The sequence below is a fragment of the Pseudomonas sp. AM8 genome (assembly GCF_036346475.1).
Taxonomy (GTDB): Bacteria; Pseudomonadota; Gammaproteobacteria; order Pseudomonadales; family Pseudomonadaceae; genus Aquipseudomonas; species Aquipseudomonas marginalis.
On the sequence record NZ_JAOTNX010000007.1, the window covers coordinates 117,266 to 129,490 of the forward strand.

The following is a 12,225-nucleotide window of genomic DNA, read 5'->3' on the forward strand; positions in this document are numbered from 1 at the left end:
GCTTCGATCCAGACAAGGGATAATCCTGCCTCATCAACACAGGTGGTTTCTTTCGATGCAATACGCGTATCCCCTGCTGGCCATTTTTATCTGGGCCGGCAATACCGTGGTCAACAAACTGGCCGTGGGTTCGATCTTCCCCGCTGAAATCGGCTTTTACCGCTGGTTACTGGCTGCATTGCTGTTTACACCGTTCATGCTCAAGCCGGTCATCACCCACTGGCCGCTGATTCGCCCGAACCTGGGCAAGATCGGCATCCTCGGCGTGCTGGGCATGGCGGTGTATCAGAGCCTGGCGTACTACGCCGCCTCGCTGACCAGCGCCACCAACATGGGCATCATCCTGTCGTTGATGCCGTTGATGGCATTGACGGCGGCCATCATCAGCCTGGGCCAGCGCCTGACCTTTGGCGCACTGACGGGTGCGGTGCTGTCATTCGCAGGGGTAGTGGTGGTGGTGTCGGCCGGCAGCCTCGGCGCGTTGCTGCAGCACGGCGTGAACCTGGGCGATGCGATGATGCTGGTCGCGACCCTGGCCTACGCGATCTACAGCACCTTGTTGAAAAAATGGCAACTGCGCCTGCCGCCGCTGGTGTTCCTGTATTTGCAGGTGCTGGTGGCGGTGGTGGTGCTGTTTCCGCTGTTTCTGTTCTCGGCAAAAGCCGGCCTGGGCTGGACGAATATTCCGCTGGTGCTCTATGCATGCTTGCTGGCTTCGATGCTGGCGCCACTGGCGTGGATGCACTCGGTGAAGACCCTGGGCCCCAGCCGCACCACGTTGTTTTTCAACCTGCTGCCGTTGATTACCGCATTGATTGCGGCCGTGGTGCTCAGGGAAGAATTGGCGTTGTATCACCTGGTGGGCGGTTTGCTGACCTTGGGCGGGGTGATTTTGTCGGAGCGCTGGACCACGCCGGTGCGCCGCCAGGCTTAAACCCCGGCCGCCTTCAGGCGCTGGGCATGCTCGACGAACAACCGAATCGGCTCGGCGCCCTTGCCGACCAGGCCCATGGATTGGTTGACGATATCGAAGTGGTCCAGGGCGTAGTCATCGCCGATCACCCGCCCCAGGTGCGAGCTGCAGCGCCCGACCATACCATCGCACTGGCCCTTCTCGCGCACGAAGCTGCGGGCAAACAATCGGCAACTGCGATTCGTCCCGTCCAGCAGGTTGCGTCCGCGATCGGTCTTGCCCGGTTGCAAGGTGCCGGACCATGAGTAGTAGCGCACGCCATTGACCACCTCCGCCCCGTGCCCGCCCCAGGTGTGCGGCAACCCTTGGGGATACTTGCGGTTGAACAGCGCCACACCTGCGCTGGTCAGGGAATGGTGGGACGCCTGCAAGTCCGCCTTGAAACGCGGGCCGCGATAGCCGGTTTCCAGCAGGCTCATCACCGTTGCAACCAGATGAAACAGCGCGCTCATCAGCCGGCCCTTCACGCTGTCGGCCGGATAATGGGCGTGGATATGGTCCGCCAGTTCCGAACCGTGGTTGGGCCCGGCCACCGACGTCACCGACGCCACCCACTCCGGGCGCTTGGCCGCCGCATAACGGGCGGTCAGCGCGCCCTGGCTATGGCCGATCAGGTTGACCTTGTCGGCGCCGGTCTCAAGGCGAATCCGCTCGATCTGCGCCAGCAACTGCTCGCCACGCACCTCGCTGGAGTCCAGCGGCGCCACCTGGATGGGAAACACCTGCGCCCCACCCGCCCGCAGTGCCGGGACAATGCCATACCAGTAGGGGAAGAACCCCAGGCGCACGAACCCGAGCATGCCGGGCACCAGCACCAAGGGATAACGCGTGGCTAACGACTGCGACATGAAGCGAACGTCCTTGATCAAGAGAGGATGATGGCAGGCTAGCCCAATTCCGGCGACGCGCTGATGACACGCCTGGCAAATCCAATAAAACTTTTTGCTGCGCCCGTGACTCACAACTGGGAGCGATCACGCCGACAGAGCGTGGCGTAAAACCGGATTAGCCCCAGGAGATTGAGATGACTGAAGCAAACTTGACTGACGTTGCGACCCTGCGCAGCCGCGCCCGCCAGAACGTCGAAAACGGTGCCGTGACCGAGGGCTATGACGCCGACCGCGAAGAGATCATCCGCCTGCTCAACGGCTCCCTGGCCACTGAACTGGTGTGTGTGCTGCGCTACAAGCGCCACTACTTCATGGCCAGCGGCGTTAAAGCTGCCGTCGCCGCGCAGGAATTCCTCGAACACGCCACCCAGGAAGCCGAGCACGCCGACAAACTCGCCGAACGCATCGTGCAGCTGGGCGGCGAGCCCGAGTTCAACCCGGACCTGCTGTCGAAGAACTCCCATGCCCAATACGTGGCCGGTAACAGCTTGAAGGAAATGGTCTACGAAGACCTGGTGGCCGAGCGGATCGCGGTGGACAGCTACCGCGAAATCATCCAGTACATCGGTGACAAAGATCCGACCACGCGCCGTCTGTTTGAAGAGATCCTGGCTCAGGAAGAAGAGCATGCGGACGATATGGCCGACATCCTCGAAAGCCTGTAAATAGCGGCGCAAAAAGGTGGGGAGAGTTGGTTAACCGGCTCTCCCCACTTTTTCTGCCATGACCGTTATCCAGTCAGAAACCAAGACAGGGCCATTCCAGCGAAGGAAGACATAGTTAGCAGGTAGGGAACTACAATCCAAAGCTTGAGACTTCTTGGAATACGTTTCACATCCTCAACGAGTACGAGGTATCTCCATTGAAAAAGCCTCGGCATAAGGATGACAGGGGCAATAGCGAAGAGACGTTTCAACTTCCCACCAAACGGTCCGAATCCAAACTTGTATTTGAACGTCACTAGGAATGAACTGAACTTGAGATAGTCTTCAGCCTCTTCAAGCCTTGTATAGATGACATATAAATTTAAGGGAACGCTCAGCAACATCAACACACCCGACCACATACCGATGGACTCTGGCATCATTCCCCCCCTGAAACTTCATAAAGGCGGGTTCCTATTTGCTCACCCGTGTGGCTTCCTAAAGCACCCACGGCGAGGCCACCAATGGCCCCGCCCACTATGGCGCAGCCTAGCGCACTCGCTCCGGCGGTAGGTATGGCAAAAACTGCTGCACATACGGCAACCCCAAGTCCCACTCCTGCGTACCCCCCGTAAGCGGCGCCACCAACTCCTAACACCAGCTTCCCTCCCTCCACAAACTTCGCCCGAGTACATTCCTGCTCGCGCCCGGTGGAACATGCCTCCGTTATTTCCAAGGCCGTCGCTCCAACATCCAGTGCGATACCGATATAAGTACCCTTTTTCAACATCTGTGATGCTTTGGCGATGCGCTTGACTGTCTCTTCGTACTTACGAATTTCACCGTGATGCCAATAGCTTTTAGTAGAAATGCCCAACATTTTTTTGATCGACCCTTCATTTTTCAAGCCCGTACCCAAACGAGCCATACCCGAGAGCTGCCCCTCCAGCTTTGCAAACAACACCCTGCGTTTTGCCAGAAACTCATCCCTCGCGGCCGTTGTACCCTTGCTCAAGTACTGCTTATGCAAAGCGTCGATTTCGTGGAGTGTCCTCTCGACTGCCGCAAGATGCTTACTCCAGGCACTGCTGGCACTCCCGACACCGATCGAAGCATTGGTCATGATGATCTGTAGTAGATCGTAGTTTTTGATCAAAAACTGATCGGTTGCGGAATGCGCCAGCAAAGCCTGTTTTATGTTCTGCGCTGAGCGCATCAGTTGCGCTTCTTCAGCGGTGCAAGACGCCGTGCGCGCATCAGGAATGATCACCAACTGCCCTGGCAGTACCACGACATTGCGGATGTGCTGGTTGACGATGTCGAACTTTGTTTGTGTATGGGGGGTAAGAGAAAGGCTGAGCTTGAGCAGTGGATAAGGCTGCGGTCGCTCATTGATAAATGCGTAGGCTCCCTGCATGGATTACACCTCCAAGTGACTGTGGCGGCCGACTATAGGAAGGCAACCCAGGAGGCGTAAGGGGAATCAGGGGCGGTTTTAGCGCTTCAGAAATGAGCTACACAAGACTAGGATCATACTTACGGCGCCGTGATAAAAAAGGCGACCCGAGGGTCGCCCTTTCTGACAATTTCGACGATCAGCCTTTAACCGTCTTCGGCGCCTTTCCTTCCTTCATCTGCTGCAACAACGGCGCACACTGGTTCGGCGCATCGGCGCTCGGTGCCACCAGCGCCAACAGACCCGCTGCCGGGCCGGCGATCACACCCAGTGCCACCATGCCCGCGCCCCGCAGGGCCAGGGGAATGGCTTTTACACCCGCATTGGGCTTGATGAACGGGCCATTGACGTACAACGGCGAACGCAGGGAAAACAGGCGGAAGCCCTTCGACTCCGGTGTGACGGTCAAGTCCAACTGCTCGGTGGCCATGTTGGCGGTGCCATCGATATAGATGATCGCGTTCTCGGTATCGAACACAAACAAGCGCGTGGTTGCCAGACCGGTCTTGATCCCGAAATCCGCCGCCGCGCAGTTGATCTTCACTTCCTTGTCGCCGAACAGGCGCCCCACCACATAGTTGCCGACGTTGAGCCCGGCAATTTCCATCAGGCCACGGCTGATGGCGCCGTCGTTGATCAGCATCTTCAGGTCACCGTTGGAGCTGCCCAGCAGCGCCGCAACGGAGTTACCGCGCCCGGAAAGATCGGCATCGCCGTTGAGTTCACCGAAGCTGGTTTTCATCGGTTCGAAGGTCGGGAACAACTGCTTGAGCTTGAAGTTGCGTGCAGTCAGTTTGGCGCGGCCTTCCATCGGTGTGGTGCGGCCATTCAAGCGGATCTGCGCATCCAGCTTGCCGCCGGCGACGCCGAATCGCAGCGGTTCCAGGCTCAGTTCGCCGTCGTTGAGCACCAGGTGGGTGTACAGGTCGTTGAAGGGCAATTCGGCACTGTGCACGATGCGTTTGCCGGTGAATTCCACATCGGCATCCATGTCGCGCCAGCGCTCGGTGCGGAACTCTTCCACCGGCAGCACTTTGGTCGCCGGCTGTTTGCTCTCACCGCCACGCGCTTTTTGCTTGGCGTTGGAGTCGGCACCGATCAGGGGGGCGAGGTCGCTCATCAGCAATTGGTTGGACACCAACGCACCGCTGAGCTTGGGACGTGGCTGGCTGGCGACATAGGCGAGGTTGCCGTGAATATCGCTGTTGCCGATCTTGCCGTTGAAGTTTTCGTAGCTGAATGACGCGCCGCTGGCCTCGTGCAACTTGGCGATCAAGTGGCCGTCAGTGGAGTAGGCCGGCGAATCCGGCAAGGTGACGCCGGTCAGCGGGTAGAGGTTACCCAGGCTGCTGCCGGACAGTTTCAGGCGAAGGTCCAGGGCGCCGAGGTTCAACGGGTCGGTCAAGGTGCCCGCCAATGCGATGCTGGTATCGGCAATCTTGACCTGGGCTTGCATCGGAAACGGCTTGGCCGCGTCCTGCAAGGCCAGCAGGCCGCCGATCTTGCCGCTGCCGTCGAGCCTCTGGCCGTGGTACTGGCCCTTGACCTTGAGGGCGAACGCATAGTCCTGGGGCGCGGAGCCTTTTTCCAGGGCCTTCCTGGCATCGGCGTCGCCGACGATTTCGCCGAACGGGATCGGCTTGCCCAGGGGGTCGATGATCACGTCCAACTGAGTCTTGAGGGTCTGGTCGTCGAGGGTCACGTGGCCCTTGTCGAACCCAATGGCGCCGATGTCCACCACCCAGTTGGAAGGTTCGGCGTCGGGGTCCTTGGGGTCGAACGTGAACGTCCAGTTGGCGCGGCCATCGGCCAGGCGCTGCAACTCGGCACTCGGTTCGGTGAGGTCGATACGGGGGATCACCACGCGCTGCACCAGCAACGCCAGCGGCGAAATACGCAGCTCGACCTTTTTCAGCGTGACCATCTGCGGTTTTTTTGACCAGTCGGGATTGCCCAGGGTCAGGTCCTCGGCAATCACATGGGGCCACGGCACCCAGGCGCGCCAGCCGCCTTCGTCCGGCTCACGTGCCCACACCACCGCCAGGTTGCCGTTGATGGCAAACGGGCGATGCAGTTCTTCGGAGACTTTGGCATTGAGGGGCGGTTTGATGCGGTTCCAGTCAAAGAACACCAGGACCAGTACCACCACAGCGATTAACACAACGAAGCTGGCGCAGCTCCACATGACGATTTTACGAGTGCGCGTCATTGCACAGGACTCCTGAATACGACCGGCTGAACCAACACCTGTAGGACAGCTTATAAAACTACGACTGGCAAACCGCTCGTGGGTTTAACCCAATCTCCGATTTACCCTTGAAAACCTGCTTTCCTGACCGTTTCGACAGATTCGATCATCCACGGCGCACCATTGTTACCCGCGTTCGTGTCGAAAATACCCACCTCGGTGCAAAACCGCGTGCTTGAGAGGCCCGATCTAGAGCCTCCCTGACGAACAATCAATTCTGTTGATTATTACCATTGTGTTTATGAACTTTTATATCGACTTATCGAGAGTAGCATTAGCCCTGTACCCACTTTATCGCCCTCCCAAGGAGCAACCCATCATGAAACGCCAAGTACTCGCTACCGTCCTGTTATCCATCCTGGCTTCCAGCGCCTTTGCCCTGCCAGCCGCCGAACAGGTTACCCCACAAGCCAAGGCTGACGCCGTTCACTTCAACCAGACCCTGGCCCGCAGCGGTTCGCAAGAAGACGAGAACCGTGACTACGCCAAAGGTGCTGTCGCTGAAAACGGTTCGGAACACGCCAACAAGCGTGCCTACACTGAAGGTGTTGCCGAAGGTGGCCGTGATCGCCTGGAACAGAAAGGCCTGGTTGAAGGTGGTGCGGAACAAGCCAACGAACGTGCCTACACCGAAGGTGTTGCCGAAGGTGGTGCTGATCGCCTGCAAGAACTGCATCAAGCTCAGAGCTGACCCTGTGGTGGCCCAGAAAAAAGCCCGATCTGCCGACCGGGCTTTTGACTTTTTGTAGCGCCTGTCACGCAACACTCCCCACCTATTCCCCGCCAAGTTCGACGTCAATGAAGCTGTTTTGCTAGAGTGCGTCGCTGTACTTGCCGACAAAGCCCGCCCGCCCATGCTGCCCCGTGCCGAACAGAAGCAACAGACCCGCCTCGCCCTGATGGACGCTGCCCGCCATCTGATGGAGTGTGGCCGTGGGTTTGGCAGCCTGAGCCTGCGTGAAGTGGCCAAGACCGCAGGCATTGTCCCCACCGGCTTCTATCGCCACTTTGCCGATATGGACCAGCTTGGACTTGTATTGGTGAGTGAGGTGGGCCAGACCTTTCGCGCCACCATTCGCCTGGTGCGCCACAACGAATTCGTGATGGGCGGCATTATCGATGCCTCAGTGCGGATTTTTCTCGATGTGGTCTCGGCCAACCGCTCGCAATTCCTGTTCCTGGCCCGCGAGCAATACGGCGGTTGCCTGGCGGTGCGCCAAGCCATCGGTGCCCTGCGTGAAGACATCACCCGCGACCTGGCGGCCGACCTGACCCTGATGCCCAAGTTGCAGCACCTGGACGCCGATGGCCTGCATGTAATGGCCGACCTGATCGTCAAGAGCGTGTTCGCCACCCTTCCCGACATCATTGACCCACCGGCCCAGGCCTTGCCTGCCCACCTCACGCCCCAGGCGAAAATCACCCAGCAACTGCGCTTTATCTTTATCGGCCTCAAGCATTGGCAAGGCCTGGGCAGTACGGAGTAAGCCGGCTAGCCCGCCGAGTGAAAGCGCTTGGCGGTACTGTAGTTCTTGTTCCAGTAGCGATTGTTCAGCGAGTCGATTCGCACCGTCTTGCCGGCGCGCGGCGAATGAATGAATTTGCCCTCGCCTATATAAAGGCCGACATGGCTGACCTGACTGCGCCCATTACCTTTGAAGAACACCGCATCCCCAGGTTTGAGCGCGTTACGCTTGATCGTCATGGCGTTTGAACGGTGCATCGCCGCCGTGGTGCGGGGTATACGGATATTGGCTTCGGTCCTGAACAGGTAGACCAGCAAGCTGCTGCAGTCGAAGCCCTGCTCCACCGTGTTCCCGCCCCATTTATACGAGGTACCCAGCAATTGATGGGCGCGGTCGATCACATTGTCGATGGCTGGGCGTTTTTGCAGCGACTGCAGGGGCGTCGCGATCTCGAGAGGGGCTACCCCGCGCGGCTTGATATTGGCCGAGGACGAGGGAGTGACCAGGTAAAGACTGAAAATGAATAAACACACAATTGATTTGAACATACTGGAACTCGCCGTGGATGTTTAGCACGGCGCAAATCCTAACGGTCTGGCGCGTAAGCAGATGAACGCCGAATCCTTACATCCAGTAGGACAAATCCGAAAAATCCATATACGAAAAAAACGGAAGGAACTTGATGTGATAAACACCACTCGCCAACAAAAAACGCCCTATTTAAGTGCTCAATATCCGACAGAGCACCAACATTAAGCACTCACAGTACTCAGCCCCGCCCTATTCAGTGGCATCTCCTCACGCACCGACAGAGAATTCCTACATCAATACCTGATTGGCAAGCCCCTTGCTCTAGCACTTCCATCGCTCATAGCTGGAAGCTTCCTGATGCTGGTGATCCACCGCCGAATCGCCCCCCAAGCCCTCTGGGCCGCTGAGCTGCTGCTGAATTTCGAAGCACGCAGCAAGAGCCGCCTGCGCTGTTTCAGTGCCGACGGTGAAGACGTCGGCCTGTTTCTGGAGCGCGGCCAGCCGCCGTTGCACGATGGCGAATTCCTGCAAGCCGAAGACGGACGTGTCGTACGCGTGTGCGCCCGCCCTGAACACCTGTTGCACGTCACCTGCAGCAACGCCTTTGAACTGACCCGCGCCGCCTACCACCTCGGCAACCGCCATGTGGCCTTGCAAGTGGGGGATGGCTGGTTGCGCCTGCTCGACGACTACGTGCTCAAGGCCATGCTTGAGCAACTGGGCGCCCACACCGAAACCATCGAGGCGCCGTTCCAACCGGAACACGGCGCCTATGGCGGCGGCCACCACCACTCCCGGCATGGCGATGAAGATTTCAACTACCCGCCCAAGCTGCATCAGTTCGGCGTACGTCTATGAACCCAGCCTGGGCGCTGTTGCGTCTGGCCAGTCCGCAATTGCCGATTGGCGGCTACAGCTATTCCCAAGGCCTGGAAATGGCCGTGGAGAACGGCCACGTCAACGATGCCGCCAGCGCTCGGCGCTGGATCAGCGACCAATTGCTGCTCAACCTCGCGCGCTTCGAAGCCCCGTTGCTGCTCGCCCATTGCCGTGCCGCCGCAGAGCAGGACTGGTCAGCGTTGGCGCAACTGTGCGAAGCGCATCAAGCCAGCCGCGAAACCCGAGAGCTGTATCAGGAGAGCCGGCAGATGGGTTATTCCCTGCAACAGTTGCTCAATGGCCTGCCGGAACTGGACCGCGACGCCCGCAGCTTTCTTGAGCAACGCCGCGAACCGCACTTGGCCCTGGGCTGGGCACTGGCCGCACGCGCCTGGGCGATCAGCGCCGACGACGCCCTCGCCGCCTGGCTCTGGAGCTGGCTGGAAAACCAATTGGCCGTGCTGATGAAAACCCTGCCCCTGGGCCAACAAGCCGCGCAACGCCTGACCAGCGAGCTGCTGCCACTGCTGCAGCAAGCCCAGCAGGACGCCGCCCGCATCGACCCCCACCATTTCGGCAGCGCCGCCTTTGGCCTGTCCCTGGCGAGCATGGCCCACGAGCGCCAGTACAGCCGCCTGTTCCGTTCCTAGGGCTTTTTTTTGGAGAATCAGATATGAACACACAACCCCTGCGTGTCGGTATCGGCGGCCCGGTCGGCTCCGGCAAGACCGCCCTGACCCTGGCCCTGTGCCTCGCGCTGCGCGATCGCTACAACCTGGCGGTGGTCACCAACGACATCTACACCCGCGAAGACGCCGACTTTCTGGTGCGCAACCAGGCCCTGGCGCCGGAGCGCATCATCGGCGTGGAAACCGGCGGCTGCCCGCACACGGCGATTCGCGAGGACGCCTCGATCAATCTGGAAGCGGTGGACCAACTCAACCGCCGCTTTCCCGGCCTGGACCTGATCCTGGTGGAGTCCGGCGGCGATAATCTGTCGGCCACCTTCAGCCCGGAGCTGTCGGACCTGACCATCTATGTGATCGATGTGTCCGCCGGCGACAAGCTGCCGCGCAAGGGCGGGCCTGGTATTTGCAAATCCGACCTGCTGGTGATCAACAAGATCGACCTGGCGCCGCTGGTGGGCGCGTCGCTGGAGCTGATGAACAGCGACACCCAGCGCATGCGCAACGGCAAACCCTTTGTGTTCAGCAACCAGAAAACCGGGGTAGGCCTGGAAGAAATCGTCGCCTTCATCGAACGCCAAGGCCTGCTGACCGCCGCCTGATCAACCCATAAGGAACCTGTTTATGAACCTCAATAAATTCCTCGCAGCCGCCGCCCTGCTGCTCGCGCCCGCCCTGGCCTTCGCTCACCCTGGCCACGGCGACAACGGCCTGGTGGCCGGTATCAGCCACCCGCTGGGCGGCCTCGACCACCTGCTGGCCATGGTCGCGGTCGGCCTGTGGGCCGCGCAACAAAAGGGTGCCGCGCGCTGGGCCCTGCCGTGCACCTTTGTCGGCACCATGCTGATGGGCGGCGTGCTGGGTTTCGAAGGGCTGCAATTGCCCGCACTGGAAAGCGGGATCGCCGCCTCGGTGCTGGCCCTGGGCCTGGCGGTGGCACTGGCGGTGCGTCCGCCGTTGTTCATGGCCATGGGTGCGACGGCGTTGTTTGCGTTGTTCCATGGTGTGGCCCATGGCTTGGAGCTGCCGGACATGTCGAGCCCTTGGGCGTATGCCGCCGGCTTTGTCGGCGCGACCGCTGCACTGCACGCGGCCGGGTATGCGCTGGTGCGCTGGTTGCCGGCCGCAGCGGCACCGTTGGTGCGGATTGCCGGAGCGGCTTCGGCGGCGACTGGGGTGTGGCTGCTCGCCAGCTAAACGTCGCAAGCTGCAAGCTGCAAGTAAAAGCCGAACCGCTCTTACTTGCAGCTTGCAGCTCACAACTTAAAGCTGCCCCTCTGCTACCATGCGCGCCTACACCCCTGCCGTGACGACGCCAGCCGATGCCCATCGCTCCAAGCTCCGCCCCCCAGCCTTCGTTGAATGCCGTGCTCACGCACTTCCACACCCTGATCGTGCCGCTCTGGCAGGGCCCGGGCTGGAATGCCGAATTGGCGCTGCCCTATGAGGCGCTGGACGCCGATCACCGCCCACTGCCCCCGCAACGCTACCGCGCCATGGCCTGCGCGCGGCAGTTGTACCTGTTCGCCAGCCTGATCGGCGAGCCAGGGGCGGCCTTCGCTGAAGAGCGCGCGGCGGTGCTGTTCCGCTCCCTGCAACGGCATTTCCACGATGCCGAACACGGCGGCTGGTTCTACAGCGTCGACCCCGCCGGCCAGCCGCTGGACAAGCGAAAAGACCTCTACACCCACGCCTTCATCATCTTTGCCTGCGCCCATTACTGGGCCAAGGTGCGTGAACCGCTGGTGGAATCGGTGCTGAACGCCGCCCTCGAAGTCGTGGCCCAGCGCTTCGCCACCGAAGACGGCCTGTACGAGGCGGTGCTGGAGCGCAACTGGTCGTCCCTCCAGTCCGGCCCGCTGCAAAACCCGTTGATGCACCTGGCCGAAGGTTTCCTCGCCACACTTGCGGTGCGCGAGGATGCCCCTGTGCAAGCGGCCCTGCTGGCCTTGGCGACGGCCATGCAGCAGCGGTTCATCGACCGCCGGCACGGCGTGATGATGGAAAAGCCGCTGGGCGCTGTGGATAACTGGTTTGAGCCGGGGCACCAGTTCGAGTGGTTCTTTTTGCTCGAATCGTCGCCCGTGCTGCGCGGCACCCCGCTGCATGCGTCACTGACGCGGGCGTTTGCCTACGCTGAGCACAAGGGTGTGGACGGCGCGACCGGAGCGGTTAGCGGCATGTTGGCGCTCGACGGCAGCGTGCGCGACGGCACCCAGCGTATCTGGGCCCAGGCCGAGTACCTGCGGGCACTGACCTTGCGCCCTGGCAGTGAGGCGGTGCTGCAGCGCCAACTGCTGGCGCTGCAACAGCATTTCCTGCATGAGAAAGGCTGGCATGAATGCCTGGATGCCAACGGCGCGGTGAGCCGACGGGATATGCCATCGACCACACCGTATCATTTGGCAACCTGCTACCAGGGGCTGATCCAGCATCTCGGGTGACCTGCTGG

The 12,225-nt window shown here is 60.5% G+C and carries 14 protein-coding genes; 9 read left to right on the top strand and 5 right to left on the bottom strand.

The genetic code is table 11. The annotated features are described in order from the left end of the window. Window positions 1–55 precede the first annotated feature (55 nt). The gene (locus V3W40_RS17975; RefSeq protein ID WP_330215438.1) at window positions 56–934 is read left to right on the top strand and encodes a DMT family transporter; all 879 of its coding nucleotides are present in this window, start codon (window positions 56–58) and stop codon (window positions 932–934) included. Here the strand turns inward: V3W40_RS17975 and V3W40_RS17980 are convergent. Further along, entirely contained in the window at window positions 931–1,821 is an 891-nt protein-coding gene (locus V3W40_RS17980; RefSeq protein ID WP_330215439.1) for an esterase/lipase family protein, read from the bottom strand. The two genes, V3W40_RS17975 and V3W40_RS17980, sit on opposite strands and share 4 nt — an antisense overlap. Before the next feature lie 176 nt (window positions 1,822–1,997). Between V3W40_RS17980 and V3W40_RS17985 the strand changes: the two genes are divergently transcribed. Further along, the gene (locus V3W40_RS17985) at window positions 1,998–2,528 is read left to right on the top strand and encodes a ferritin-like domain-containing protein (RefSeq protein WP_027607715.1); all 531 of its coding nucleotides are present in this window, start codon (window positions 1,998–2,000) and stop codon (window positions 2,526–2,528) included. A gap of 65 nt (window positions 2,529–2,593) precedes the next feature. Here the strand turns inward: V3W40_RS17985 and V3W40_RS17990 are convergent, their stop codons facing one another. The 3 genes from V3W40_RS17990 to V3W40_RS18000 form a co-directional block, all read right to left on the bottom strand. Next, window positions 2,594–2,947: a hypothetical protein gene (locus V3W40_RS17990; protein WP_330215440.1), complete on the bottom strand. Its 354-nt coding sequence runs from the start codon at window positions 2,945–2,947 to the stop codon at window positions 2,594–2,596. Beyond that, complete coding sequence (locus V3W40_RS17995; RefSeq protein ID WP_330215441.1) at window positions 2,947–3,924, bottom strand: hypothetical protein; 978 nt, start codon at window positions 3,922–3,924, stop codon at window positions 2,947–2,949. The genes V3W40_RS17990 and V3W40_RS17995 overlap by 1 nt, the downstream gene beginning before the upstream one ends. A gap of 178 nt (window positions 3,925–4,102) precedes the next feature. After that, window positions 4,103–6,172, bottom strand: a complete 2,070-nt coding sequence (locus V3W40_RS18000) for an AsmA family protein (protein ID WP_330215442.1) — start codon at window positions 6,170–6,172, stop codon at window positions 4,103–4,105. Window positions 6,173–6,530: 358 nt separating this feature from the next. Here V3W40_RS18000 and V3W40_RS18005 point away from each other — a divergent pair, with 358 nt between their 5' ends. Together V3W40_RS18005 and V3W40_RS18010 are read left to right on the top strand one after the other, a co-directional pair. Then, window positions 6,531–6,902, top strand: coding sequence for a hypothetical protein (locus V3W40_RS18005; protein ID WP_065925601.1), 372 nt, complete (start codon window positions 6,531–6,533; stop codon window positions 6,900–6,902). 163 nt (window positions 6,903–7,065) lie between these two features. Next, entirely contained in the window at window positions 7,066–7,698 is a 633-nt protein-coding gene (locus tag V3W40_RS18010) for a TetR family transcriptional regulator (RefSeq protein ID WP_017526383.1), read from the top strand. A gap of 5 nt (window positions 7,699–7,703) precedes the next feature. On the opposite strand, the gene V3W40_RS18015 is transcribed toward V3W40_RS18010, so the two are convergent. Then, window positions 7,704–8,225: a C40 family peptidase gene (locus V3W40_RS18015; protein WP_065925603.1), complete on the bottom strand. Its 522-nt coding sequence runs from the start codon at window positions 8,223–8,225 to the stop codon at window positions 7,704–7,706. A gap of 340 nt (window positions 8,226–8,565) precedes the next feature. Here V3W40_RS18015 and ureE point away from each other — a divergent pair, with 340 nt between their 5' ends. The 5 genes from ureE (at window position 8,566) to V3W40_RS18040 (ending at window position 12,217) form a co-directional block, all read left to right on the top strand. Beyond that, entirely contained in the window at window positions 8,566–9,066 is a 501-nt protein-coding gene (gene ureE / locus V3W40_RS18020) for an urease accessory protein UreE (RefSeq protein WP_065947138.1), read from the top strand. After that, on the top strand, window positions 9,063–9,737 hold the full coding sequence (locus V3W40_RS18025) for an urease accessory protein UreF (protein ID WP_330215443.1): 675 nt from the start codon (window positions 9,063–9,065) through the stop codon (window positions 9,735–9,737). The genes ureE and V3W40_RS18025 overlap by 4 nt, the downstream gene beginning before the upstream one ends. Before the next feature lie 23 nt (window positions 9,738–9,760). Then, the gene (ureG, locus tag V3W40_RS18030; RefSeq protein WP_012721947.1) at window positions 9,761–10,375 is read left to right on the top strand and encodes an urease accessory protein UreG; all 615 of its coding nucleotides are present in this window, start codon (window positions 9,761–9,763) and stop codon (window positions 10,373–10,375) included. Between the two features lie 22 nt (window positions 10,376–10,397). Then, on the top strand, window positions 10,398–10,970 hold the full coding sequence (locus V3W40_RS18035) for a HupE/UreJ family protein (protein WP_065947136.1): 573 nt from the start codon (window positions 10,398–10,400) through the stop codon (window positions 10,968–10,970). Window positions 10,971–11,095: 125 nt separating this feature from the next. Further along, entirely contained in the window at window positions 11,096–12,217 is a 1,122-nt protein-coding gene (locus V3W40_RS18040; RefSeq protein ID WP_065925607.1) for an AGE family epimerase/isomerase, read from the top strand. Window positions 12,218–12,225: the final 8 nt, after the last annotated feature.

Coding starts and splice junctions, on each gene's coding strand:
- V3W40_RS17975 (WP_330215438.1), top strand. CDS start 56: ATGCAATACGCGTATCCCCTGCTGGCCATTTTTATCTGGGCCGGCAAT.
- V3W40_RS17980 (WP_330215439.1), bottom strand. CDS start 1,821: ATGTCGCAGTCGTTAGCCACGCGTTATCCCTTGGTGCTGGTGCCCGGC.
- V3W40_RS17985 (WP_027607715.1), top strand. CDS start 1,998: ATGACTGAAGCAAACTTGACTGACGTTGCGACCCTGCGCAGCCGCGCC.
- V3W40_RS17990 (WP_330215440.1), bottom strand. CDS start 2,947: ATGCCAGAGTCCATCGGTATGTGGTCGGGTGTGTTGATGTTGCTGAGC.
- V3W40_RS17995 (WP_330215441.1), bottom strand. CDS start 3,924: ATGCAGGGAGCCTACGCATTTATCAATGAGCGACCGCAGCCTTATCCA.
- V3W40_RS18000 (WP_330215442.1), bottom strand. CDS start 6,172: ATGACGCGCACTCGTAAAATCGTCATGTGGAGCTGCGCCAGCTTCGTT.
- V3W40_RS18005 (WP_065925601.1), top strand. CDS start 6,531: ATGAAACGCCAAGTACTCGCTACCGTCCTGTTATCCATCCTGGCTTCC.
- V3W40_RS18010 (WP_017526383.1), top strand. CDS start 7,066: ATGCTGCCCCGTGCCGAACAGAAGCAACAGACCCGCCTCGCCCTGATG.
- V3W40_RS18015 (WP_065925603.1), bottom strand. CDS start 8,225: ATGTTCAAATCAATTGTGTGTTTATTCATTTTCAGTCTTTACCTGGTC.
- ureE (WP_065947138.1), top strand. CDS start 8,566: ATGCTGGTGATCCACCGCCGAATCGCCCCCCAAGCCCTCTGGGCCGCT.
- V3W40_RS18025 (WP_330215443.1), top strand. CDS start 9,063: ATGAACCCAGCCTGGGCGCTGTTGCGTCTGGCCAGTCCGCAATTGCCG.
- ureG (WP_012721947.1), top strand. CDS start 9,761: ATGAACACACAACCCCTGCGTGTCGGTATCGGCGGCCCGGTCGGCTCC.
- V3W40_RS18035 (WP_065947136.1), top strand. CDS start 10,398: ATGAACCTCAATAAATTCCTCGCAGCCGCCGCCCTGCTGCTCGCGCCC.
- V3W40_RS18040 (WP_065925607.1), top strand. CDS start 11,096: ATGCCCATCGCTCCAAGCTCCGCCCCCCAGCCTTCGTTGAATGCCGTG.